A 23,592-nucleotide genomic window follows, 5' to 3' on the forward strand; every position below is an offset into this window, starting at 1 on the left:
AAATGTTGAAAAACAAAAGACGTGTCTGTATCATGGTACATATAAATCAATAAGCTTGAAGCTTTTAGGAGGAATTATGGAAAACAGATACAGACCTATTACAGCACTAACCATGGGGGATCCCGCAGGGATCGGACCTGAAATCGTACTGGAAACAATGCTCAGCGAGGAAGTGCATGAGATTGCGCGGCCTTTTCTCATCGGAGACGAAACGATTCTTCGCCGTGCGATGGATGTCAAAGGGTTGCATCCGAAGATCCATCTGATCAGCGATCCGGATGAAGCGAAATTTGAAAAGGGAACCATCGATCTTCTGACCACCGGGAACTATGATTCCGAATCCATAGAATGGGGGAAGGAACAGGCTCTGGCAGGGCAGATGGCGATGGATTTCATCCTGAAATCCATTGAACTCGGAAAAGAGAAGAAAGTGGATGCGGTATCTACTGCTCCCATCCATAAGGGTGCCATCAAGCTGGTTGGTGTGAAACAGCCTGGACACACAGAAATCTACCAGGATGAAACAGGATCCGAATATGCACTGACCATGTTCAACTGTCACAAGCTGAGGGTGTTCTTTGTCAGCCGGCATATGTCTGTCATAGATGCCTGCAGATATGCCACAAAAGAAAGAGTGGCGGAGAATGTCAGGAACATCGACAAGGAACTGAAGAAAGTCGGCATCGAGAATCCGCTCATCGCAGTGGCGGCCCTGAATCCTCACGGTGGAGATAATGGACTCTTCGGCCGTGAAGAGATCGATGAGCTGATTCCTGCAGTAGAACTTCTGAAATCGGAAGGTTACAATGTGGTGGGACCAGTTCCTGCAGACTCTGTATTCCATATCGGAAAGAAGGGCACCTATGATGCCATATTGTCGCTCTATCATGACCAGGGGCACATCGCCTGCAAAACACTGGACTTTGAGAAGTCCGTTACACTGACATTCGGCCTGCCGTTCATAAGAAGTTCGGTGGACCACGGAACAGCTTTCGACATTGCCGGAAAGAACATTGCGCAGGCTGTAAGTATGATTGAATCCACGAAGGTTGTGGCAGAATATGCTGCCAATATGCATATGAAGTAATAATGGAGGAAAACACCATGTTGAAATACGCTGCCATCGCAGACGATCTGACAGGAGCGACTACTGTAGGTGTTCTTCTTGCCAGATCCGGAATTCGGACTGCCGCTTTGTTCAGCGGCGAAGCTGTTTTCCGGTTCAGAGAAGAACACTACAGTGCTCTTTGCATCAGCACAGACTCAAGAGCACAGCAGAAGCAGGAAGCTTACAGGAATGTGAGAAGTGTGACAGAACACCTGAAAGAAAGAGGTGTGAAACACTTTTCCAAAAGAATCGATACCACGCTTAGAGGTGGAATCGGCACTGAAATAGATGCGATGCTGTCTGTCCTTGATGAAGGGGCAGTGGCCGTCGTCGTACCAGCCATGCCTCAGTCCAGGCGTATCGTGGTGGGAGGATATTCCATCATCGATAACATCCCTCTTTCCAGGACCTCCGTTTCAAAGGATGTCAAAACACCTGTGACTGAAAGTCATGTACCTGACCTGCTTAAGGAACAGACATCTACCAGAGTAGGATCCATTGGTCTGAAATCGGTCCTGAAGGGACCAGAAGCAGTGACAGCGGATCTTCTTCAGGCCATAAGAGAGGGGTATCGGATTATCGTATGCGATGCGGTCACGCTGGAAGATATTGACGTGCTGGCGGAATCCGTGCTGAAGCTTACGAATCCTGTGCTGGCGGTGGACCCGGGTCCGTTCACCACTGCCCTGACGCTCAAAAGAGAGCATAGGACCTCTCCTGTGCGTGAGGAGAAAGCCCTGCTGAGCAAGGAACATCTGAAGACTGTACTTGTTGTGGCAGGAAGTGCCACTCCTGTGACGAGAATGCAGATGGAGAAGCTCAAAGGCAGAGAGAATACCCGATTCGTCATGGTGGATCCGCAGAAACTCATCGGAGATGAGAAAACCCGAAGCAGTGAAAAGGACAGAGTGAAGAAAGAAGCGCAGGAAATGCTGGATGGAACCCGAAGTCCCGGAGCACTGATTCTGGAATCTTCCAACGGAAGCAACCTGAATCTGAATCGGGAAGATCAGAAGCGTGGATATCTTCCAGGCTCCTGTTCCGTGCTTATCAATGATGCCATGGCCGATGTGGCGGCATCCATACTGGAGATGTACGGTGAGGACAGGATAGCTGGTTTCTACACCACAGGTGGAGACACCATGGAGAGTGTATGTAAAAGACTGGGTGTGGAAGCCATAGAAATGGTGGACTATGTCATTCCTCAGGCGGACCTTGGCAGGTTCATAGGACGTTATGAAGGTCTACCCATTGTAGGCAAGGGTGGTCTCACCGGAAATGAGCACACAGCCTGTGAGATTGTGGACCGGATTGCGCTGGAATCGCACAAAAGGGATATCATAGAGGAAAAAGAATAAACGGAAATCCATAAAGAAGGAATCTGAAAGCGCAGTGCTTACGGTTCCTTCTTCTCTTCTTGTAAGAAAGCGCTTTTATGAGGTATCATGGAAACAGAATGAATATCGGGGGGGATTTCCATGAGTGACAGCCTGAATAATCTTGCTAGAATCAGAAATCATTATTATATTTTCAGTCATGCAGAGAAAAAAATAGCGGATTATGTGCTTGAGCATTATAACGAGCTTGGAGACGTCACTGCAGAAGAATTGGGGGAGCTGACTGAAACCAGTGCGGCAACGGTGGTTAGATTTACGAGAACCATCGGATTCAAAGGGATGGTGGAATTTAAAATCTATCTTAGACATGAGGATGCCTATTCGCATGGGGAAATGCTGACGGTTGATTACGAGGAATCGGTGAATGCCATCAAGCAGAAGACTTTCGCATTCAACCGAAGCAGCATGGATGAGACTTTGGCCATACTGGATGATAATTCCTTAAGAGAAGCCGCTCTGGCCATGGAGAATGCCAGGGAAGTGATCATAGTGGGTGAAGGAGGATCGGGCACTTCAGCCAGATCAGCCTTTGATGCGTTTCTCCAGATTGATGTGCCCTGCCAGTTTGTGGAGGATCCGTTTTTTCAGATTCTGGCCATCAATAATGCCAGAGAAGGCAGTGTGGTTCTTGCTTACAATGCCAGCGGGCAGGCAAGAAACACCATAGATGCGGTAAAGGTGGCAAAAGAGAAAGGCCTTACTACCATTGGTCTGGTTGCCATCATTGGTTCTCCTATCACAAAACATCTTGACATTGTACTTTTCACTGGCGTATCCTCTCATAATTTCTTCAGCGACTCTCTGGCATCAAGGATCTGTGAACTGAATGTGACGTCTACACTTCATTCCATCCTGGCCATAAGAAGAAAAGACTCACTGGGAGATTACAGACAGAATGTAAGTGACCTGCTGAGTCTGAAGAGAGTCAGAAGGTAGTAAAATAAGGTATTGTTAAATAAATAACATCTTTTGCGTAATATGCGTAAAAGATGTTTATTTTTTTGTATTGAAAAAAGCGCAAAAATAAATGGAAACGTTGACAATATGATAAGTTGTGCTTCATTTTTGCCTTCATGAAATTTTGAATCATAAAATAGTTAGATGAAACACTGTTTATTTCACAATATTTTATAAAATATGAAATATCATGAAATGAATAAGAATGTATTTCAAACTGAATTCTGTGATTTCATCTACAATATAGATTAAATAATATTGATAAACAATAAATAACGTAAAAATACTTACTATAAAAGAAAGTTCATAGTAAACTCATAAAAATAATAAAAATGAAAGAGATTTCTTGACATGAAAATTGTAAACGGTTAGAATGAAATCAATTCCAAGACTTGTTTCTGTTTTTATCAGACCATCTGATGAAGCAGGTACAAGCAGAACAAAAGAACCATGTGAAGCACAATCATTATATGTATCGTCAGATACAAAAACAGGGGGATATTATGAAAAGAACAAAACTGAACAAGATCTTATCGATGCTGGTGGTTTCTACTGTAGCTTTCTCCATGCTTGCAGGATGCGCATCTGATCCAGAGACACCTGATGCTGCAGAACCTGGTAACGGCGAAGTAACGGAAAACGACGAGGAGTACACTTTCAAGTTAGGATACGGCGGTGCGGTGACAAATGCGAGACATCTGGCTGCAGAACAGTTTGCGGAATATGTGAATGAAGAGACGGACGGACGTGTGACCATCGATCTTTATCCAACAGAAATGCTTGGAACAGACTCTGAAATGGCAGAGATGGCAAGTATGGGTAATCTGGACATGACCATCAACGCTGTGGGTGTCGTAGCGAACTATGAACCTAAGATCGCGATCTTCGAGCTTCCATTCCTCTTTTCATCCTATGAAAAGGTGGACCAGGTTCTAGACAGCGAATTCGGACAGGAGATTCTTGAAAGTCTTCCATCCAAGGGACTCAGAGGACTTGCATACTGGGAAAACGGTATGAGACATGTTACAAACAGCAAGAAGCAGATTCTTCAGCCATCCGATCTGAATGGACTGAAAATCAGAACACCGGAAAACAACATGACTCTTTCCATCTTCAATGCACTGGGTGCGAATCCATCACCACTTGCATTCTCTGAACTGTATCTGGCATTATCCCAGGGATCATTCGATGGACAGGAAAACCCCATTGCAAACATACATGCTTCAAAGCTGTATGAAGTGCAGCCATACCTGACCATGTCAAATCATAAATATGAAGCACTGGTATTCCTTGTAAGTGAAGAAGTGTGGCAGACAATTCCTGCAGACATTCAGGAAGTCATTGCAGCAGGTGCTAAGGAATTCGGACAGGTTCACAGAGACATGGTAAGAAGTGATGAAGATAAGCTCATCGCGGAAATGGAAGCAGAAGGCTTGACCGTAGACAGACCTGACCTGGCAGCTTTCCAGGAAGCCACAAAAGAAGTATATGACGAATATGCAGAAATCTGGGGTCAGGAAGCAATTGATGAAATTGTAGAACGTGCAAAATAGATAGATAAAAATGTAGAGGAATTCAGGTGAATTCCTCTACGATTCAATAGGAGGAAGAATTCATGAGATTACTCTCAAAAATCAGCGATATTCTAGATTATGCCGCATCTACAGTAGCGGGGATCATAACTGTAGTTCTAACAACAATCACCTTGGCAGGAGTCATTTACAGATTCGTTCTGGACAATCCCATTGTATGGGTATACGAGTTTACAGTGGTCTGCTTTGCCTGGATGATTTTCCTCGGTATGTCAATGGCATTTAAAAGAAAAGAGCAGATCTCATTGACATTCTTAAGCGATGCACTTCCTGAGGGTGCCAGAATCTGGCTAAGCAGAGTGATTCTTCTGGTGATCCTGGTTTTTCTTGTGATCAGTACCAAAGAAGGACTGGCAGTTTCAAAGAGCACCTGGTATCAGGTTTATAATACCGTGCCGATTTCGAAAGGACTGTTTTATGCTTCACTTCCTGTATCAGCGGTGATCAGCTTTGTACATATACTGGTGGAATTCCTGGAGACTTTTACAGGCTCAGAGAAAAAAGAAACGGTTCAGTCCGGAGTGGAGGTATAGCATGGAAATTGGAGTAGTACTATTAATTGTTTTCGCGGTCCTGATGATCATAGGCGTGCCCATCGCTGTATCCCTTGCTTTTTCGGCAATTGTAACAGTTTTTGTGACAGACTCATTTGCCATAACGGCCATCATTCATAGAATGATCGGAAGTACAAATTCCTATACGCTTTTGGCTATCCCGTTTTTCATACTGGCAGCGAAGCTGATGAATACGGGCAGTATCACAAAAAGAATTTTCAGAGCGGCAGCAGCCTGGGTAGGACACATTCCAGGAGGACTTGGACATGCCAATATCGTGGCATCCATCATCTTCTCCGGCATGAGCGGTTCTGCTGTGGCAGATGCCGGCGGACTGGGACAGGTGGAAATACAGGCCATGAAGGATGAAGGCTTTGACCCTGAATTTTCAGCGGCAGTCACAGCAGCCTCCGCAACTGTCGGACCCATCATACCACCAAGTGTACCCATGGTCGTGTATGGTATGATGGCTGAGGTTTCCGTAGGGGCACTCTTCATGGGTGGATTCATTCCAGGTCTCATATTAGGTCTTGCGACCATGATTCTTGTGTATATCATCGCAAAGAAGAGAAACTATCCGAAACATGCTTTCAGCTTCAGGGAAGTGGTAGTTTCCACAAAGTCCGCATTTCTTTCTCTGCTGACCCCGGTCATCATTATAGGCGGTATCTGGGGCGGAATCTTCAGTCCTACGGAAGCGGCGGTTGTAGCGGTGGGTTACTCGTTCATTCTAAGTGTCATAGTATATAGAGAACTTACACTGAAGGATGTTTGGAAGGAAATGAAGCAGACTGCTGTGGATTCCGCGGCAATCCTGTTCATCATTGCAGGAGCTGCAGCTTTCTCATGGCTGGTGGCCATGACAGGTGTAACGAACAACCTTGCACAGTTCCTGACATCCATGACAGACAGTAAGGTTGTGATTCTGCTGATCCTCAACATCACATTCCTGATTCTCGGTATGTTCATGGAAGCCCTGTCTGTACTGACCATAACGGTTCCTTTCCTCATTCCGCTGATGGGTGCATATAATATAGATCCGATACATCTTGGAGTTGTAATTGTCCTGAATCTGATGATCGGACTTGTCACTCCACCAGTAGGCACATCTCTCTTCATCTGCGCGAAACAGGCGAAGATATCCATAGAGAGTATGTACAGAGCCATACTGCCGTTCCTGGTTCCTCTGATTATCGTGCTTTTCCTGATCACCTATGTGGAAGAGCTGGTACTGTTTCTACCAGGACTGCTTGGCTAGGATCAGGAATCGGAAACTGACTGAAACCATAGAAAACATACTTCTGAAGTGCTGACTTCAAGGAATCGGAGGACTGCTATGAATTTATATCTGCCAGAAAAAGGAGATGCGGAAGCACTTGATCGCATTCATCATTATATGGGGAGTTTCAGTGAAACAGAGCATAAGATCGCCGAGTATATTCTGCTGCACTCCGCTGAAGTGGAAAATATGACTGCAAGCAATCTGGCCACTTCCAGTGGCGTCAGTGCAGCATCTGTGGTCCGGTTCTGTAAAACCATCGGATTCAAGGGGTTCAATGAACTGAAATACTATCTGAAGAACATGGCGCCGAAAAAATACAGCCTGGAAGAGGATATCACACGTTTTGATGACTTGAAGGCCATTAAAGAGAAGTTTACGAAAATCAATCAGAATGTCATCGAAGAAACCATGCAGATGCTGGATCTCAAAGCACTGGATAGAGCCATTGACAGCATCATTGGGGCGAAAAGAATCCTCATTGCAGGGGAAGGCGGTTCAGGTTCCATCTGTGTCAGTGCCTATAATCTGTTTCTTCAGCTGGGGCTTCCCTGCATGGTGGAGACCGATGCCTTCCTGCAGATCATGGCAGCGACGCACCTTGAAAAGGGAGATGTGCTTCTGGCGATCATCCACAGTGGGAGAACAATCAATACCATTGATTCGATCAGGGCTGCAAAGGAAAACGGAGCGACCGTCATCGGAATTGTAGGTCATGAGAAGTCACCTCTGGCCTCCTTATCGGATATTGTCATCTATTCCACCACAAGAGACACACTGACACTCAGCGATGTGCCTTCGGCAAGAATCAGTGAGCTCAGTATCATCGGGGTGCTGCAGCTGGGGATCTTATCGCGGGACTATCGGAAGTATTCCAGAAAAAATGAGAAATCGAAAAAAGTGTATAAACTGAAACGCGTTAATTATTAAATCTGAAACAGAAGAAATTCAGGAGGGAAAAATCATGAACAATATCAGTATCGCTGAGCTTAAAGAGAAAGCCAAAGAGTTGAGAAAAACAACTCTTACCATGATATACACTGCGCAGTCCGGTCATCCAGGTGGATCACTGTCTGCGGCAGATCTTATGACAGCATTGTATTTCAAGGAGATGAACATCAAACCGGAAGATCCCGCCTGGCCGGACAGAGATCGTTTTGTGCTTTCCAAAGGCCATGTGTGTCCGATACAGTACAGTGCATTGGCACACAAAGGATTTTTCCCCTATGAAGAAATCTATACACTGAGAAAGCACGGGTCCATTCTGCAGGGACATCCTGACATGAAGAAGACACCTGGGATCGATATCTCCACCGGCTCATTGGGTCAGGGGCTCTCGGCAGGTGTAGGCATGGCTCTGGCAGCGAAAATGGATCAGAAGGGATATAGAACGTTTGTCATGGTGGGTGACGGTGAATGCCAGGAAGGACAGATCTGGGAAGCGGCCCAGACTGCTGTGAAATATGAACTGGATAATCTGATCGTCTTTGTGGACGACAACAGACTGCAGTGTGACGGGGTCTGTGAAGATGTCATGCCGACATTGGACCTTGAGAAGAAATTCGAAGCCTTCGGGTTTGACACCATGCGGATTGACGGACACATCATGGAAGACATTGTGGATGCACTGGATAAAGTAAGAGATGAGAAAAACGGAAAGCCGAAGTGCATTGTCCTGAATACCATCAAAGGAAGAGGGGTCTCTTTCATGGAGGATGTAGTGGGATGGCATGGAAAAGCACCGAACAAAGAGCAGTATGAAGATGCGCTCAGGGAAATTGAAGGAGGGCTCAAATAATGGAAGTCAAGAAAAGAGCTACAAGAGAAGCTTTCGGTGAAGAAATCCTGAAGCTGGGTAAAACAGATAAAAACATCTGTGTCATTGATGCGGATATCGGTAACTCCTGCAAGACCACGGCTTTCGCCAAAGAGCTTCCTGCTCAGCATGTGAATGTGGGGATCGCAGAGCAGAATGCGGCAGGCTTAGCCGCCGGACTTGCAACAACAGGGAAGATTCCGTTCATCACCACCTACGCGGTCTTCGGATCTCTGAGAATGGCGGAGCAGATCAGGCAGACCATCTGTTATCCGAACCTGAATGTCAAGATCGCCTGTTCTCATGGAGGACTTACACCTGCCAATGATGGTGCGAGTCATCAGAGCATAGAGGACATGGGCGTACTTCGCACATTCCCTAATATGACGGTGGTCATGGGAGCGGATTTCAACTCCACAAAGAAACTGGTGGAACAGGCTTATAAAATGTATGGTCCCGTATATCTGAGATTCACAAGAGATGCCATTCCAGTGATTTATGATGAAAACGAGACTTTCGAGATCGGAAAAGCGAAGAAGCTCAGTGAAGGAGAAGATGTGGTCATCATCGCCAACGGTGATACGGTGCATCTTGCCATGGAAGCAGTGAAGAAGCTTGGTGAAGAAGGCATAACAGCAAAACTGTTTGACATGCATACAATAAAGCCCATTGATCGCGATGCGATCCTTGAAAGCATCAAAGTGGGGAGAATCGTCACGGTGGAAGATCACAACATCATCAACGGTCTGGGCAGTGCGGTTTCAGAGGTTGTAGCGGAAGAAGGCGGTGCGAAGGTCAGAAGAATCGGCGTCATGGATCAGTTCGGACAGTCCGCACCTTATGAAGTGCTTTTAGAAATCAATGGAATCACAGTGGAGAATATTGTTGCCAAAGCGAAAGAACTAATCGGTGCATAAGGAGTAGAGAGATATGATGGATTTAAACAATAGAGTTGCGATCGTAACAGGCAGCGGCTCACAAAGAGGAATCGGCAGAGAAATTGCGGGGACACTATCTTCCTTAGGTGCTTCCGTGGTCATTGCAGATATGTTTCAGGAAGGTGTAGACAGCGTGGTGAAGGAAATTCAGGACGCAGGTGGAAAAGCCCTTGGCCTGGTGCTTGATGTGACCAGCGAAGCATCGGTGGACCAGCTGGTGTCAAAGACCCTGGCGGAGTTCGGAAGAATCGATATTCTGGTGAATAATGCAGGCATATCACAGAAAGTCACTGTGGAAGATATGACACTGGATGACATGAAGAGAATCTTCAATGTGAACATGTTCGGACTGTTTCTCATCTCAAAGGCGGTTCTGAAGCCTATGAAGGAGCAGGGATATGGCAGAATCATCAGTCTGTCCTCCGTTTCCGGTAAAAGAGGCGGCGGTGTATTCGGTGGGGCTCATTATTCCGCATCCAAGGCGGCGGTGCTGGGTTTCTCGAAAAATCTTGCCAGAGAAGTGGCAAAGGATGGCATCACAGTGAACTGTGTGGCTCCAGGCCTTGTCAACACAGACATCTGGAAGTCCATGCCTGAAGAGATCGCAAAAACTGTCATTGACAGCATTCCCATGGGAAGACCTGGAGAAACCAAGGAAATCGCATCAACCATCGCATTCCTTGCATCAGAAGAGGCTTCCTACATCACAGGTGAGGACATCGACATCAATGGTGGTTCTCATATGGACTAGTTTCAGTCCTTTAAACTGAATTTCTGTGCAGACTTTCCGTGAGGAGAAGGTCTGCACTTTTTCATTGCAGCTCTTTCAGTTTCATAGAGGGTCAGTAGAGAAAAGAGCCGGCAGAGATCAATGTGAAGCATAGTGTTTTTTATGTTACTGTTATAATTATATATAGAATAAAGCGAAAAGATGGGAGGTGCTTATGAAAAAGAAATCAGTATTCTATTTTTTTCTCGGATTTGCGACTTCTATCCTGATTGTTCCTATGCTTGAGAAATCAGATCATCCTGCAATAGAAGCCATGAGAACATTCATTTCTGGAGATCCGGTTATTCTGGTGATTCTGCTTATCCTGGTACTTGTTTCCGTGCGACTCATCACTGAGAGCGGATTTCTGAAAAGAAGAAAGACTGATGAAGCAGATGAAGAATCGAAGCATGAGTAGAATGGCGAAGGATCCTACTTGACTACTAAAATATTGTGTAGTAAAATTAATTATAGTAAAAAATATTTTAGTATTCAGGAGGCAAAAGCAAGATGCAGTACATGGATGTGTTTCTTCAGAAGTTCGGTATAACAAGATATGATGTCCACAAAAGGACAGGAATCTCACAGCAGACCTTATCCAGTGCCAATAAAAAAGACCCGGAGTCCTATTCCGGGAAGATCCTCACCGCACTTTCCCAGGCGACAGGTATCTCTCCAGGAGATGTGCTGGATGCATTGATCCGGATCAGAAACAAGGATGAAGTGTTCATCGTAAGAAACTGGGAGGAGCTGAAGATTGCACTGGAGGCGAAAAAACCGGAGTTTCATGTCATTGGAGAGTTCAGTGAAATCATGAAAGAAGTGCGGTCAGGCCAGCTCTCTGATACGGCAAGGCTAGGAACAGAGCTTGGAAGCGGGGGAACCGTGGGGCTTATAGAGTCTCTCTACTATTTTGTTCACCGTCAGCTCAGCGGCGGAAACAAGGAAGAAGAAAAGATCAAGGACAGAGTCAGTAAGCTCTATCATATCATTCTGCTGGATGAAAATACTGTGACTTTGAGACTGAGGTCTCTAAGCTACTAGAAAGTTCTGGAAGAGGAGGGAAACCTTCTCTTTTTTGCTGCATTGATTTTCTGATGGGTAAAGGAGAATGACAGAAGACAGATCGGAATAATTTTATGAATAATTGAACTCTTTTCTGCATAATTCCTGACTGCTTTTCCATAATAGAGGTATCAAAGGAAAAGGAGGAAAAAATATGAAAACAAGGAAAAAGAAAAGGGGGTTTACACTGGTTGAGCTTCTCATCGTCATTGCCATCTCTGGTGTGCTCATGGCCATGTCTGCACCAAAGTATAAGGGGATTGTGGAGAAGGCTGACGAAATGGAGCAGCGTGCACATGTAAGAGAAGCGCTGAATTACATCGACATCTATAATCTGGATGCGGAAACAGACATTGAAGATACTGAACTCTTTAGCGGAGTAAGCGGTCTTGGACAGGATTTTGATGATGTGCGTGTCAAAGTCGATGCGGATTATAAGAAGTGCACCATCGGTAATCTCAGGCTCTTTGCTGAAGGAAAAGGGATCACCATTCCTGAAACACCGTAGCGGGGAAGGATAAATGCAGATCACAGGCAGCATTCTATTTCCGCTCTTATCCTGCCTCATAGGGACTCGTATCCTTCGGGATACGGTAAAAATCAGAATTCAGCTCCTATTGCCATTTGCGCTGATCCTGACAGGAAGCTCCATCTATTTTTCGTTTTCCACTGCAGAGATTCTCTTCTACTCCGCCTTTCTGGTGGGTGTCATCACGGATGCCCACAGCGGAGAAGTCTATGATTGTTCTCTCTACGTCATGGCGCCTTTCGCGCTTTATCTTTTTTACGGGACAAGAAGCTACATTGCCGCCATCTTCATGCTTCTTATTCCACTATATAAAGGAAACAAAAAGCTTCAGTTCTATTTTGGGGAGGGGGATCTGTGGATCCTTCTCTTCATTTCCATGGCCTATGGACGGAATGTGTTCTACACGCTGTTTTACGCTTCCGGTCTTGGTCTTCTGTTCTCTCTTGTCAGAAAGAAAAAAGAAGTCTACTTTCTTCCTTTTCTGTTCTTAGGTTTACTGATTTCTCAGGTGGAAAAAATCAATAACATCTTCGGTATTTAGATGCGGATTGTTAAGTTGTGAAGGTTATCTTTTATCAAGATGTGAAGAATAACACAATTCCTGCAAAATGCGTTTGACAAGAGGGGTTCGGATAACTATAATTAGATTTAATTTAAAAATAACAGTTACTCGTATAAGCCTCTGATATGGGGGGGCGTTTCTACCGGAAGCCAATGCAATTTCCGCCTATGAGTGACAAGGTGCTCTTTTTAGCATACCCTTGTCACGCATGTGATTTCGGGTATGTTTTTTTATTAGAAGGAGGACAAAAAATGGGTAAAATTCTAAAGACAGCGTATACTTTTGACGACGTGCTGCTGGTGCCGAACAAGTCGGAGGTGCTCCCAAAGGATGTTTCTGTAAAGACCAGACTTACAAAGACCTTAATGCTCAACATTCCGCTGATGAGTGCAAGCATGGATACGGTAACGGAATCCACCATGGCCATCGCCATGGCAAGAGAAGGTGGCATCGGCATCATCCATAAGAACATGTCCATAGAAGAACAGGCCCATGAGGTGGATATCGTCAAGAGACAGGAAAACGGCGTCATCGTGAATCCATTCCATCTGACTCCCGAAAACAGCGTGGCGGAAGCCAATGAACTGATGAAGCGTTACAGAATCAGTGGTGTGCCCATCACAACAGACGGCAAACTGGTTGGTATCGTGACCAACAGAGATCTGGTTTTTGAAACAGATTATGAGAAATCCATTTCTGAAGTGATGACCAGGGAAAATCTCATCACGGCGCTGGAAGGCACCACCATTGATGAGGCAAAGGAAATCCTGAAGACCCATAAGATCGAAAAGCTTCCTCTTGTTGACAAAGACAATAACCTGAAGGGACTCATCACCATCAAGGACATCGAGAAAACAAGACTGTTCCCCAATGCGGCCAAGGATTCCAGAGGAAGACTTCTATGCGGAGCCGGAGTAGGCGTCACAGGAAACATGATGGAAAGAGTGAAGGCCCTTGTGGATGCAGGCGTGGATGTGGTGGTTCTGGATACCGCCCATGGCCACTCCGAAGGGGTCATGGAAGGCGTAAGAAAGATCAAGGCGGCTTATCCTGAGCTTCAGGTCATTGCAGGAAACGTGGCAACCGCTCAAGGTGCACGAGAACTGGCGGAAGCTGGAGCGGATGCAGTGAAGGTGGGCATCGGACCTGGTTCCATCTGCACCACACGAGTGGTATCCGGAGTGGGTGTGCCACAGCTCACAGCAGTCATGGACTGTGTGGAGGAGCTTGAAGGCATGAATGTGCCGGTCATTGCAGACGGAGGTATCAAGTACTCAGGTGACATCGTCAAAGCTCTTGCTGCAGGAGCAGGCGCAGCCATGCTGGGATCCATCCTGGCAGGATGTCATGAATCCCCCGGAGAAATGGAAATCTATCAGGGCAGAAACTACAAGGTCTATCGTGGGATGGGTTCTCTGACCTCCATGAACAAGGGGTCCAGTGACAGATACTTTCAGGAGAATGCCAAGAAGCTGGTTCCTGAGGGTGTAGAGGGAAGAGTCGCATACAAAGGACCTGTGGCAGATACCATCTTCCAGCTTGTAGGTGGAATCCGTTCCGGTATGGGATACCTGGGATCCAAGGATCTGGATACATTAAACGAGACAGCCACTTTCGTGGTTCAGACAGCAAACGGCCTGAAGGAAAGTCATCCTCATGATATCTACATCACCAAAGAAGCACCAAACTACAGTAATAAGGAAGCGTAGGAGAGAATATGGAAGAAAATATGATTCTTGTCATCGATTTTGGTGGTCAGTACAATCAGCTGATCACAAGAAGAGTCAGAGAAGCTGGCATCTACAGCGAACTGATTTCATCCAAGACCCCCATCTCTGAAATCAGAGAAAGAAATCCCATCGGAATCATTCTCACGGGAGGACCCAATTCCGTCTATGATGAAAACTCCATGACCATTTCAGAGGAGATCTTCAATCTTGGTATTCCGGTTCTTGGCATCTGCTACGGACATCAGCTCATGACCCATAAGCTGGGTGGACAGGTGAAGACCGGTACCATCAAGGAATACGGAAAGACGGACATCGAGTTTGATGTGCAGAGCACACTGTTCCAGGGGCTGGATGAAAAGTCCACCGTATGGATGAGCCATCAGGATGAAGTGGTGGCTGTGCCTGAAGGCTTCAGCGTAGTGGCAACCACAAGAGACTGCAAGGTGGCTGCCATGGAGAACAATGAGAGAAAGCTCTATGGTCTTCAGTTCCATCCTGAAGTGAAGCACTCGGTGCTGGGAGAAGAGATTCTGTCGAACTTCATCCATAAAGCCTGTCAGGGCGAAAGAACCTGGGAGATGAAGGACTTCGGAGAGCAGAAGATCGAAGAGATCAGAAAAGTGGCCAACGGAAAGAAAGTGCTGTGCGCTCTTTCCGGCGGGGTGGACTCCTCTGTGGCAGCAGTGCTTGTGCATAAAGCCATCGGAGATGATCTCACCTGTATTTTCGTGGACCATGGTCTTCTGAGAAAGAATGAGGGAGACGATGTGGAGAGAATCTTCAGAGAGCGTTTCAAGATGAATCTTATCCGTGTCAATGCCAAGGACAGATTCCTTGGAAAGCTCAAAGGGGTGGAAGACCCTGAGAGAAAGCGTAAGATCATCGGCGAGGAATTCATCAGAGTATTTGAGGAAGAATCCAATAAACTTGGAAAGATCGATTATCTGGTTCAGGGAACCATTTATCCTGATGTGGTGGAGTCCGGTACAGACACTTCACAGGTGATCAAGAGTCACCATAATGTGGGGGGGCTTCCAGAGGATATCGAATTTGAGCTCATAGAGCCTCTAAGAGAGCTTTTCAAAGATGAGGTAAGAGTACTTGGAGAAGAGCTTGGCATACCTCATGACCTGGTCTACAGGCAGCCATTCCCTGGTCCTGGTCTTGGGATCAGAGTTCTGGGAGAAGTGACGGAAGAAAAGCTTGAAATTGTCAGAGAAGCGGACCATATCTTCAGAGAGGAGATTGCAAAGCACAATCTGGATGAAACCATCTGGCAGTATTTTGCAGCACTTCCTAACGTAAGAAGCGTAGGGGTCATGGGAGATGGCAGAACCTATTCTCATCTAATTGCGCTGCGTGCTGTGAACTCCACGGATGGCATGACTTCCGAATGGTCCAGAATACCTTATGAGGTCCTGGACATCGTTTCAAGAAGAATCGTCAATGAAGTGCCTGGGGTCAATAGAATCGTGTATGACATAACCAGCAAGCCACCCTCAACTATTGAGTGGGAATAGTAAACTAGAAGCGTCAAACCCTTGTGTTTAAAGGGTTTGACGCTTTATTAATCTATATTAATATTGATTTGATATTAAAATAGAAAATATTTCATACTTAACTGAGATTCATTATTGGTTATAGTGGAGATTTTATGAAGTATTCTTTTTTTTGTTTATATATTAGAATATCTGAATCATAAAATTTATATCCCTTATTTTCTAATGTTATTATTTTAGTATGATATAATAGTATAAATTAATATTAAATTGATGAAAGGCGGTATTATTTATGTATTTAAACCAGTCAAGTATTCGTACAACAAAACAACTGCTTAATGACATTGAAGAAAATCAAAAATTTTTTCTAGGTGTTTGTTTAAAAGAAGAAACGTTAGAAATTATAGAACGAAAACTTAATTTTGCTGATATACGCGAAGGGCAGATGATATTTCCAAACCCCTTTAATGGTATTATGTCGGAAAGAAATGCTATAGGAGAATTTATTCCTCAAAAAAGCAAACCCAAAGAAACTGCATATAGATCTCAATCTTGGGAAACTAAAGATTGGGGAGGATATACTCATTCGGGAACATCATATGTTCCATATAAGAGATATCCAAGATTATTTATTGAACCTAAGGAGTTTAAATATGTTGTTATTTCCGATGAAGAAGGCAGGCAGTATTTTATATTGAGTCAGGAATTCGAAAATAATGAAGATAATAATAAAAATATACTATTTGGAGCTAATTTAACATTGGAAATTTTCAATGAAGTGGGTACATTTATCATGGATTCAAATCAAAAAGTTATTAATACGAGTTCATTTGAAATAGTAAATTGGGAAATCATTCCAAAAGGAGAGCAAATTTGGGAATCTTTCAACAATAAAACTATAGAAAATCTTTCTAATAGCGAACAGATATTAATCCAAGAAAGATTTGATTATATTTACTCATTTAAACCAGACTCTGTCCGTCAAGGTATTGGTGGTTATACTGGATATTTAATTTTTGAGTTTAAGGATAAGAATCTCTTTATTTTTGATTCGATATTATATGGTGATGCTATGTATATTTTTAAAGATGATTGGGTTAATGTTTCTAAATTGACTAAAAGAGAGATTGTTCAAAATAATCTCGCTGAGGAAAGAATAATTCATAATGAGTACTGGAAACATAAATTAAATAGGCATCTTAAATAACATAGAAACTAATATTTAGTGGTTTCAGGGGTTGCTTTATCAACAGTTACCAGTAGCTGAATCAGTTTTATCACGATGATAAAAAGTTACACAAGGCTGGAATTACCCCATCAGGCAGATTCTGTGCAATGGAACAGATTGAAATATATTGAATCACAGCTGGAAACATTATACAGTACAAGGGAAGGGTATAATAAGAGAATGAAATGAGGCGAATGAATGTTAACTATTGAAAACACTAAAAAACTGACTGGTGTGACTATTTCAGGGACCCACGATGATTTATATGAACTGTATCATGCAATCGAAAATGTATTGGGTCCTGAAGATCAGGGAGACCTGACATCGCTCAGGATTCTAGCTGTATGCTATGATCTGAGACATTGCTTCATGGGGGATCGGGATATTGAGTTTGTCGATAACGGATATGATGAAGAGCTTCAGAAATATTTCGGAGAGAAGCATCCTGGCACCAATGTGCATTTTAGTGTGGATATCCTGTGGCTGGATGTCATGTTTGCAGCTTTGGCACTGGATGATGCTATAAAACGGTATGCAAATGATCGCACATTCAATCTGATGATGAAAAATGCAGGGATGGAAGAAGATCAGAAGCAGTACTATTTCATGACAAGGTACGAGGATATCGCTCTGGTCAGACTATTTCAGGAAAAAGTATGGAAAGCTTTCCGGGATGCAACAGGAGAGGCAGCCTTCAAGAGACTGTATAAGAAAGCGAAAGAAACAGAATGCTATAATTCTTCTTTCAGATATTCAGGGTTCTGTGCTCATTATATCGATGAGCTCCAGATGAAGTATCTCTACGCCGAGCCGGAGAAACGGAAAAAACTTCTGGCAACCCTCGTGAGAAAAATGATTGTTCTTGGAGAAGATTACTATCAGCTGCATCATGAAGTTTCCTCCTACGCTTTGGAGAATGGTGTCGATCCATCACAAGTAAGATTGAAGGGCGTAGACTACCCGGAACATCTGGAATGGTAAATGTTTGTTGGTTCTGATTAAAATTGGAATTGAAGCATATATTTCATTCAATAATTTCTTTCGCTGTTTTCTGAGCATAGGTATAGAAAAGAGAGTCGCATTTCTGCAACTCTCTTTTTATGAGCGTTTTATTCTTTTATAACTGAGAATATAGAATCTCCTTCTAATGGATCCTTCTATTCAGCCTTATTTTCATCGAGTTCGTTGTCCTTGATCACAAGGCCTGATGTTTCTTTCAGTTTATTCAGTGTATCCTCACCAAGCTCTTTTGTGCTCATCTTGCTGCCGAGATTGCCACCTAGGAATCCTGCTAGCATGGACCTTACATCAAAGCCCAGACCATCAGATAGTCCGGTGGTGACCTGCGTGGTGGCTTTCGTGATGTCTTCCACCATCTTAGCGGTGTTTCCTGAACCGTACATGGTGATGCTGTCCACATTATTCAGTGGGCTTGCAACATTCTTTGCGATTTCAGGTAGAACATCAAAGAACATTTCAAGAATTGCGGCTTCCTTCATTTTAGCCATGGCTACAGCTTTCTTGTCGATACCTTCCGCTTCAGCCAGTCCCTTGGCCTTGATACCTTCGGCTTCAGCCAGGTTGATGGCTTTGATACCGATGGCTTCTTCTTCTCTTGCGACTCTGTCCGCCTTCGCTTTTTCGATCTCGGCTTTCGCCTTGTTCGTTGTTTCATAAAGCTCAGCGTCGGCGATCTTTCCTCTGGCGTAGCTTTCCGCTTCAGCCTTCTTCTTGATCTGTGCATCTAGTCTCTGCTCTTCGATTCGTACTTCTCTTTCCTGAAGTTCGATCTCCTTTTCCTGTCTTGCCAGGTTCGCATTGGCGGATGCGATCTCTATGAGTTTTCGCTGGTTCTCTTTCTGAATTCCATAAGCTGCATCTGCTTCCGCTTTCTTGGTATCCGCGCTTTGCTTCAGTTCCGCGATTTTGATATCCAGTTCATGCTGCTTCTCAGCAATCTCCTGCATGGATTTCACTTCTTCATCGTTGGACTGCTTGTTGGCTTTCGCCTGAGCGATTTTCACATCTCTTTCTGATTCGGCTCTGACAATGGAAGCATCTCTTTTGATTCTGGCGGTGTTCTCCACACCCAGATCCGCGATGATGCCGTTTTCGTCCCAGAAGTTCTGCACATTGAAGGATACGATTTCGATGCCCATCTTCTGCATGTCCGGTACAGCATTCTTCTGCACCTTGTCGGCAAAGGCCTGTCTGTCGGAAATCATGTCACGAAGGGTCATGGTACCGATGATTTCTCTGATGTTACCCTCCAGCACATCCATGACCATATTCATGATGTAATCTTCGTTCTTGTTCAGGAAGTTCTGTGAAGCCAGCTTCACCAGTTCCGGATCGTCTGAAATTTTGGCGACTACAACGGAATCCACTGAAACATCGATGAATTCATTTGTAGGTACAGGTTTTTCGGTTTTGACATCAATCTTCACTACCTGCAGCGTCAGTCTGTCCTTTCTTTCCAGAAACGGGAATTTGATTGTGGCTCTCCCAGTGATATATTTCGGATTTCTCTTATAACCCGAGATGATGATCATCTCGTCGGTACTGGCTTTCACGTAGCCTGTCATCATAATTATGATGAGTATAATGGCTGCTATGATACCAGCGATGAGTTCGAACGGCATGTACAACACTCCTTTGATATTTTATATTTATATCAAATGCAATGGATAATCACATTTTCAATACTGAAGTCATAAAACCAAGTCAATATTCATGAGATACTGACTTGGTTTAGTTTATCTTTTCTAGAATCATATTTAATATTTCATAAATATTTTTATCAGAACATTGTTTATATTATATCAAGATTATCATATAGATACAATCTTTTGAGTCATTTACAAGGTATAGTAATTCTATTTTATTTTGATGCTTTACCGGAGCCATCCTTGAAACAGAGTGTCTGAACAGTGCCATGCATTGAGGCGCTGGCCGGCATCGTAATTGAAGATAAGAGGAAATCTGAATGGAAGAACCACTACCATTTCTTTTCCCAAAACTCACGCTTTGCGACAGTTTCAAAGCCCATCGCATGGTAGAACTCCCTGTTCCCGCCAAAGCAGTAGGTGGCTCCATATTTCACTGTCTTTTTCATGGCTTCCGTGAGGGCGATGGACGCCAGTCCCATTCTTCTGTATTTCGGGTCCGTGGCAAGAGGTTCGAGATAGGCGAAGTCATTGACTCCGTCCACCCACATACCTGCATAGCAAGCATATTCGCCATTGGGTGCCTTGACGATGGTAGTGAGTTCCTTGCTGAAATGAGGACCGCTCTGCATGATTCTGCGGCCATCCAGATCATCATCAGGCTCGTCACCATGGTTGAATCCTTTCCAGAGCACATCGTTTATTTTTCTGAAGTCATTTTCCTCTTCCAGTGTAACCAGTGTGAAACCCTCAGGTAATGGGTTTTCTCGGAATCCTTTGGCATAGTCGAAAACCGTGATTTCTTCCTCATACTTTTTCTCATAGCCTCTTTGGCTGAGATCATGGAGCAGATCCTTTTCGTAGTCGAAGACGAAAACGGCCAGGGTCCTGCTGCCATCCTCGTTCACCTTGCAGAGTTCCTCTTCCGCATAATCAAGGAGCGCCGGTTTGAGGTGCTGGAGATCCGGCCTTGTCATGAGAAGCGCTTCGCCTAGGTTCATTTCATAGCAGGCGACCGCAGCGATTCCATCAGCGTCTTCCCAGAGACCGAATCGATGGGTCAGTTTATGTTCAAAATAGGGATGTGTGTGCGCATACTCGAAGTATGGCTGGGGTACAATGCCGTTTAGCATAGATCTGCCGAAGTTCTTTCGAAGAAACCGGCTGACGGGTTCAAAATCTGAGAGCAGTCTGTAGTTTCGAAAAATCAGGGACATGAATATCACACTCCTTTTATATGATATTATTATATATCTATATTCAGAAAAATGTATTGTTTTATCTCACAGAATACATATTTCTCATGAAGTGTTCCATCGAAGCATCGAAATACGTGATGGGCATCAGAAACTGCAGAGAATTATTGTTTGGATTATGAAGTGAAACTATACTATACATGCTCGAATGATATATAATGATTCTGTAGATACTGATTGGGGGGATAGACATGAAAAAACACAGGAAGAAAATGGTCGCACCAGTCGTGATTACGGTTCTCGTGATCTGTTATTTCATCTTCTATATGTGGATGGGCTGGTCTACCAGAGAAGAAATACCCTTACTTCTGAAGATACTGCTGCTGCTTGTTCCTGCGGGGTTCATTGGGCTGATCTCATATATGCTGCTGGAAAGAATTCGTGAAATTAAAGGGGGAGAAGAAGATGATCTTAGTAAATACTGACTACATAACCGGAAAAGAACTGGAGATGCTCGGCATCGTAAAAGGAAGCACCATTCAGTCGAAAAACCTGGGCAGAGATATTTCTCAAGGTTTTAAGACCCTAGTTGGTGGAGAACTGAAGGCATACAATGAAATGATGAATGACGCCAGGGCTCTGGCTACCAAGAGAATGGTGGAAGAAGCGACGGAGCTGGGTGCAGATGCTGTGGTGAATATCAGGTATTCCTCTGCTGCAGTCATGACAGGGGCAGCTGAAGTCATAGCCTATGGAACAGCTGTGAAATTCAGATAGCTGAAGCTCATCATTGGATCTTTCGTACGGATGAATACTCTGATTATCATGGTGGGAGGTTTCATGAAGTGTTCACTTCATTTACATTGCAAGAGAAAAGTTCTCCGTGCTATGATGATAAAAAATCCATAGCGTAGTGGATTTCGGAAGGAGAGGAGCACAGATGAATGAAAAATGGACCATAAGTCTTGCCTATGGTTCCAATCTGAATGTGGATGATATGAAAAAGAGATGTCCGGATGCTGAAATCATAGGAAGTGGCACTCTTTATGGATATCGTCTTCTCTTTAAGGGAGAAGAGAAAAATGCTTTTCTGACCATTGAAAAGAAAGAAGGCTCCACTGTTCCGGTGGGCCTCTGGAGACTCACTCCCGAGGATGAAGTCTCTTTGGATGAATATGAAGAGTATCCTCTCATGTATGATAAGGTGGACCTGCCGGTGAAGATGGCGGATGGGGAAGTGATGCACGCCATGGCCTATGTCATGAGAAAGGAATATGAGGACAACCGTGAATATAATCTGCCCAGCAGTGACTATCTGCAGACTGTCATTGAAGGCTACAGAAATTTCGGTTTTGACGTGGTTGATCTGCTGGAGGCCCTTGAAAAGAGCATCCGGAATCTTGAGATCTGATAGATCAACCTCTGCTGTCAGTTAGCACAACTAAGTAGTGAACGGATCTCGGTATAGCGGTTACTTGGCCAAGATGATATGGAACTGAATTTCAAATGATTGAAATGTAATAACGTGTTGATGATCCTGGGATGTCTTTTTGAAAGATATTCCAGGATCATTTTAATGTCTCAAAAATCAAATTGGTAAAATTCTATCAAGATGACAAAGATGCTATGAAAACGTTATTGACATCCTAGTATACTAGTGTTACACTTGCAATATCAAAAATTTTGGAGGGATAATATGAAAAAAGTAGTTTCTTTATTAACAGCTGTAATTGTAAGTATGGGGTTATTATCAGCATGTGGCAGCAAGGCATCAGAGGAGGACAAGATATATACACTTAAAATGTCCACTCAGCTGAATGAGACCAGCCCAATGGTAGACGGATTCAAGTTATGGGCTGAAAGTGTCAAGGAAAAGACAGATGGAAAAGTGATTATCGAAGTTTATCCATCAGCACAGCTAGGCAGCGATGAAGATGTCATTGAACAGGCGATTCAGGGTGTGAATGTAGCAGTACTGACTGACGGTGGTAGAATGGCAAATTATGTCAAGGATATCGGAATCATAGGTATGCCCTACATTGCTGATTCATATGAAGATCTGAAAGCAATTACTGAAACTGAAACATTCGGGGCTTGGGAAAAAGAACTGTCTGATGAGAACAATATCAGAGTGCTTGCATTCAACTGGTATGATGGTCCAAGACATTTTCTGACAAATACTCCAGTAGTTACACCAGCAGATCTTAGTGGTGTGAGAGTAAGAACACCAGGTGCACCAGTATGGTCAGAATCAGTGAAAGCTATGGGTGCAACACCTATTGCTATGGGATGGACAGAAACCTATAACGGAGTACAGTCCAAGGCTATTGATGGAGCGGAAGCTCAGCATACAGCTACATATGGACAGAGACTATACGAAGTACTGACTCATATCAACAAGACATCACATTTTCAGCTTGCTAATGGAATCATCGTAGGTGAAAAGTGGTTTGATACACTTCCCGAAGAATATCAGACAATCCTTATTGAAGAATGTAAGATTGCAGCTGCAGACAATGCTGTAGTGGTAAGTGAAGCAGCAGATGAATTTGAAGCGATGATGGTAGAAGAAGGTATGACAGTTGTAGAATCTGACAAAGAAGCGTTCAAAGAGGCGGCAGAAGCTGCATATGAAATTCTTGAATTCAAAGAGCTTCGCGACAAGATTTTTGAAGAAATAGGAAAATAATTGTAGGAAGTGATTATT

Annotated in this window: 24 protein-coding genes and 1 riboswitch; of the genes, 22 read left to right on the top strand and 2 right to left on the bottom strand. The window is 44.1% G+C overall.

Annotated elements, in window-relative coordinates; translation table 11 throughout:
• Positions 1-76 precede the first annotated feature (76 nt).
• From pdxA to ACHAL6_RS05890, 18 genes are all read left to right on the top strand, one after another.
• Complete coding sequence (gene pdxA / locus ACHAL6_RS05805; RefSeq protein WP_395269303.1) at positions 77-1,087, top strand: 4-hydroxythreonine-4-phosphate dehydrogenase PdxA; 1,011 nt, start codon at positions 77-79, stop codon at positions 1,085-1,087.
• Between the two features lie 17 nt (positions 1,088-1,104).
• Positions 1,105-2,466, top strand: coding sequence for a four-carbon acid sugar kinase family protein (locus ACHAL6_RS05810; protein WP_395269304.1), 1,362 nt, complete (start codon positions 1,105-1,107; stop codon positions 2,464-2,466).
• A gap of 120 nt (positions 2,467-2,586) precedes the next feature.
• Positions 2,587-3,441 carry a MurR/RpiR family transcriptional regulator gene (locus tag ACHAL6_RS05815; RefSeq protein ID WP_395269305.1) on the top strand — a complete coding sequence of 285 codons (855 nt, stop codon included), beginning with the start codon at positions 2,587-2,589 and terminating at the stop codon, positions 3,439-3,441.
• A 524-nt stretch (positions 3,442-3,965) separates the two neighbouring features.
• The gene (locus ACHAL6_RS05820; RefSeq protein WP_395269306.1) at positions 3,966-5,015 is read left to right on the top strand and encodes a TRAP transporter substrate-binding protein; all 1,050 of its coding nucleotides are present in this window, start codon (positions 3,966-3,968) and stop codon (positions 5,013-5,015) included.
• A gap of 62 nt (positions 5,016-5,077) precedes the next feature.
• The gene (locus tag ACHAL6_RS05825; protein WP_395269307.1) at positions 5,078-5,587 is read left to right on the top strand and encodes a TRAP transporter small permease; all 510 of its coding nucleotides are present in this window, start codon (positions 5,078-5,080) and stop codon (positions 5,585-5,587) included.
• Position 5,588: 1 nt separating this feature from the next.
• Positions 5,589-6,866: a TRAP transporter large permease gene (locus ACHAL6_RS05830; RefSeq protein WP_395269308.1), complete on the top strand. Its 1,278-nt coding sequence runs from the start codon at positions 5,589-5,591 to the stop codon at positions 6,864-6,866.
• Positions 6,867-6,944: 78 nt separating this feature from the next.
• Positions 6,945-7,817: a MurR/RpiR family transcriptional regulator gene (locus ACHAL6_RS05835; protein ID WP_395269309.1), complete on the top strand. Its 873-nt coding sequence runs from the start codon at positions 6,945-6,947 to the stop codon at positions 7,815-7,817.
• A 16-nt stretch (positions 7,818-7,833) separates the two neighbouring features.
• Positions 7,834-8,685, top strand: coding sequence for a transketolase (locus ACHAL6_RS05840; RefSeq protein ID WP_395269413.1), 852 nt, complete (start codon positions 7,834-7,836; stop codon positions 8,683-8,685).
• Positions 8,685-9,620, top strand: a complete 936-nt coding sequence (locus ACHAL6_RS05845) for a transketolase family protein (protein ID WP_395269310.1) — start codon at positions 8,685-8,687, stop codon at positions 9,618-9,620. Before ACHAL6_RS05840 ends, ACHAL6_RS05845 begins: the two co-directional genes overlap by 1 nt.
• Before the next feature lie 13 nt (positions 9,621-9,633).
• Entirely contained in the window at positions 9,634-10,392 is a 759-nt protein-coding gene (locus tag ACHAL6_RS05850) for an SDR family NAD(P)-dependent oxidoreductase (RefSeq protein ID WP_395269311.1), read from the top strand.
• A gap of 193 nt (positions 10,393-10,585) precedes the next feature.
• Entirely contained in the window at positions 10,586-10,828 is a 243-nt protein-coding gene (locus ACHAL6_RS05855; protein WP_395269312.1) for a hypothetical protein, read from the top strand.
• A 92-nt stretch (positions 10,829-10,920) separates the two neighbouring features.
• Positions 10,921-11,454, top strand: coding sequence for a helix-turn-helix domain-containing protein (locus tag ACHAL6_RS05860; RefSeq protein ID WP_395269313.1), 534 nt, complete (start codon positions 10,921-10,923; stop codon positions 11,452-11,454).
• Positions 11,455-11,629: 175 nt separating this feature from the next.
• Positions 11,630-11,983 carry a prepilin-type N-terminal cleavage/methylation domain-containing protein gene (locus ACHAL6_RS05865; protein WP_395269314.1) on the top strand — a complete coding sequence of 118 codons (354 nt, stop codon included), beginning with the start codon at positions 11,630-11,632 and terminating at the stop codon, positions 11,981-11,983.
• A 13-nt stretch (positions 11,984-11,996) separates the two neighbouring features.
• Positions 11,997-12,545 carry a hypothetical protein gene (locus ACHAL6_RS05870; protein WP_395269315.1) on the top strand — a complete coding sequence of 183 codons (549 nt, stop codon included), beginning with the start codon at positions 11,997-11,999 and terminating at the stop codon, positions 12,543-12,545.
• Between the two features lie 109 nt (positions 12,546-12,654).
• Positions 12,655-12,754, top strand: a riboswitch (purine riboswitch).
• 63 nt (positions 12,755-12,817) lie between these two features.
• Entirely contained in the window at positions 12,818-14,275 is a 1,458-nt protein-coding gene (guaB, locus tag ACHAL6_RS05875; RefSeq protein ID WP_395269316.1) for an IMP dehydrogenase, read from the top strand.
• 8 nt (positions 14,276-14,283) lie between these two features.
• Entirely contained in the window at positions 14,284-15,816 is a 1,533-nt protein-coding gene (gene guaA, locus ACHAL6_RS05880) for a glutamine-hydrolyzing GMP synthase (protein ID WP_395269317.1), read from the top strand.
• Positions 15,817-16,087: 271 nt separating this feature from the next.
• Entirely contained in the window at positions 16,088-17,002 is a 915-nt protein-coding gene (locus tag ACHAL6_RS05885; protein WP_395269318.1) for a hypothetical protein, read from the top strand.
• Between the two features lie 219 nt (positions 17,003-17,221).
• Positions 17,222-18,004, top strand: coding sequence for a DUF6904 family protein (locus ACHAL6_RS05890; RefSeq protein ID WP_395269319.1), 783 nt, complete (start codon positions 17,222-17,224; stop codon positions 18,002-18,004).
• Between the two features lie 176 nt (positions 18,005-18,180).
• Here the strand turns inward: ACHAL6_RS05890 and ACHAL6_RS05895 are convergent, their stop codons facing one another.
• Positions 18,181-19,665, bottom strand: coding sequence for a flotillin family protein (locus ACHAL6_RS05895; protein WP_395269320.1), 1,485 nt, complete (start codon positions 19,663-19,665; stop codon positions 18,181-18,183).
• A gap of 356 nt (positions 19,666-20,021) precedes the next feature.
• Positions 20,022-20,906, bottom strand: a complete 885-nt coding sequence (locus tag ACHAL6_RS05900; protein WP_395269321.1) for a GNAT family N-acetyltransferase — start codon at positions 20,904-20,906, stop codon at positions 20,022-20,024.
• A 230-nt stretch (positions 20,907-21,136) separates the two neighbouring features.
• On the opposite strand from ACHAL6_RS05900, the gene ACHAL6_RS05905 reads away from it, so the two are divergent.
• The 4 genes from ACHAL6_RS05905 (at position 21,137) to ACHAL6_RS05920 (ending at position 23,574) form a co-directional block, all read left to right on the top strand.
• On the top strand, positions 21,137-21,370 hold the full coding sequence (locus tag ACHAL6_RS05905) for a hypothetical protein (protein ID WP_395269322.1): 234 nt from the start codon (positions 21,137-21,139) through the stop codon (positions 21,368-21,370).
• Entirely contained in the window at positions 21,351-21,662 is a 312-nt protein-coding gene (locus tag ACHAL6_RS05910) for a YbjQ family protein (protein ID WP_395269323.1), read from the top strand. The genes ACHAL6_RS05905 and ACHAL6_RS05910 overlap by 20 nt, the downstream gene beginning before the upstream one ends.
• A 163-nt stretch (positions 21,663-21,825) precedes the next feature.
• On the top strand, positions 21,826-22,296 hold the full coding sequence (locus ACHAL6_RS05915) for a gamma-glutamylcyclotransferase family protein (protein WP_395269324.1): 471 nt from the start codon (positions 21,826-21,828) through the stop codon (positions 22,294-22,296).
• 285 nt (positions 22,297-22,581) lie between these two features.
• Positions 22,582-23,574, top strand: a complete 993-nt coding sequence (locus ACHAL6_RS05920; RefSeq protein WP_395269325.1) for a C4-dicarboxylate TRAP transporter substrate-binding protein — start codon at positions 22,582-22,584, stop codon at positions 23,572-23,574.
• Positions 23,575-23,592 lie beyond the last annotated feature (18 nt).

Source organism: Proteiniclasticum sp. C24MP, from assembly GCF_043951855.1.
Classification (GTDB): Bacteria; Bacillota; Clostridia; order Clostridiales; family Clostridiaceae; genus Proteiniclasticum.

Bases quoted from the DNA above. Each gene is read 5' to 3' on its own strand.
- pdxA (WP_395269303.1), top strand. From the start codon at position 77: ATGGAAAACAGATACAGACCTATTACAGCACTAACCATGGGGGATCCC.
- ACHAL6_RS05810 (WP_395269304.1), top strand. From the start codon at position 1,105: ATGTTGAAATACGCTGCCATCGCAGACGATCTGACAGGAGCGACTACT.
- ACHAL6_RS05815 (WP_395269305.1), top strand. From the start codon at position 2,587: ATGAGTGACAGCCTGAATAATCTTGCTAGAATCAGAAATCATTATTAT.
- ACHAL6_RS05820 (WP_395269306.1), top strand. From the start codon at position 3,966: ATGAAAAGAACAAAACTGAACAAGATCTTATCGATGCTGGTGGTTTCT.
- ACHAL6_RS05825 (WP_395269307.1), top strand. From the start codon at position 5,078: ATGAGATTACTCTCAAAAATCAGCGATATTCTAGATTATGCCGCATCT.
- ACHAL6_RS05830 (WP_395269308.1), top strand. From the start codon at position 5,589: ATGGAAATTGGAGTAGTACTATTAATTGTTTTCGCGGTCCTGATGATC.
- ACHAL6_RS05835 (WP_395269309.1), top strand. From the start codon at position 6,945: ATGAATTTATATCTGCCAGAAAAAGGAGATGCGGAAGCACTTGATCGC.
- ACHAL6_RS05845 (WP_395269310.1), top strand. From the start codon at position 8,685: ATGGAAGTCAAGAAAAGAGCTACAAGAGAAGCTTTCGGTGAAGAAATC.
- ACHAL6_RS05850 (WP_395269311.1), top strand. From the start codon at position 9,634: ATGATGGATTTAAACAATAGAGTTGCGATCGTAACAGGCAGCGGCTCA.
- ACHAL6_RS05855 (WP_395269312.1), top strand. From the start codon at position 10,586: ATGAAAAAGAAATCAGTATTCTATTTTTTTCTCGGATTTGCGACTTCT.
- ACHAL6_RS05860 (WP_395269313.1), top strand. From the start codon at position 10,921: ATGCAGTACATGGATGTGTTTCTTCAGAAGTTCGGTATAACAAGATAT.
- ACHAL6_RS05865 (WP_395269314.1), top strand. From the start codon at position 11,630: ATGAAAACAAGGAAAAAGAAAAGGGGGTTTACACTGGTTGAGCTTCTC.
- ACHAL6_RS05870 (WP_395269315.1), top strand. From the start codon at position 11,997: ATGCAGATCACAGGCAGCATTCTATTTCCGCTCTTATCCTGCCTCATA.
- guaB (WP_395269316.1), top strand. From the start codon at position 12,818: ATGGGTAAAATTCTAAAGACAGCGTATACTTTTGACGACGTGCTGCTG.
- guaA (WP_395269317.1), top strand. From the start codon at position 14,284: ATGGAAGAAAATATGATTCTTGTCATCGATTTTGGTGGTCAGTACAAT.
- ACHAL6_RS05885 (WP_395269318.1), top strand. From the start codon at position 16,088: ATGTATTTAAACCAGTCAAGTATTCGTACAACAAAACAACTGCTTAAT.
- ACHAL6_RS05890 (WP_395269319.1), top strand. From the start codon at position 17,222: ATGTTAACTATTGAAAACACTAAAAAACTGACTGGTGTGACTATTTCA.
- ACHAL6_RS05895 (WP_395269320.1), bottom strand. From the start codon at position 19,665: ATGCCGTTCGAACTCATCGCTGGTATCATAGCAGCCATTATACTCATC.
- ACHAL6_RS05900 (WP_395269321.1), bottom strand. From the start codon at position 20,906: ATGTCCCTGATTTTTCGAAACTACAGACTGCTCTCAGATTTTGAACCC.
- ACHAL6_RS05905 (WP_395269322.1), top strand. From the start codon at position 21,137: ATGAAAAAACACAGGAAGAAAATGGTCGCACCAGTCGTGATTACGGTT.
- ACHAL6_RS05910 (WP_395269323.1), top strand. From the start codon at position 21,351: ATGATCTTAGTAAATACTGACTACATAACCGGAAAAGAACTGGAGATG.
- ACHAL6_RS05915 (WP_395269324.1), top strand. From the start codon at position 21,826: ATGAATGAAAAATGGACCATAAGTCTTGCCTATGGTTCCAATCTGAAT.
- ACHAL6_RS05920 (WP_395269325.1), top strand. From the start codon at position 22,582: ATGAAAAAAGTAGTTTCTTTATTAACAGCTGTAATTGTAAGTATGGGG.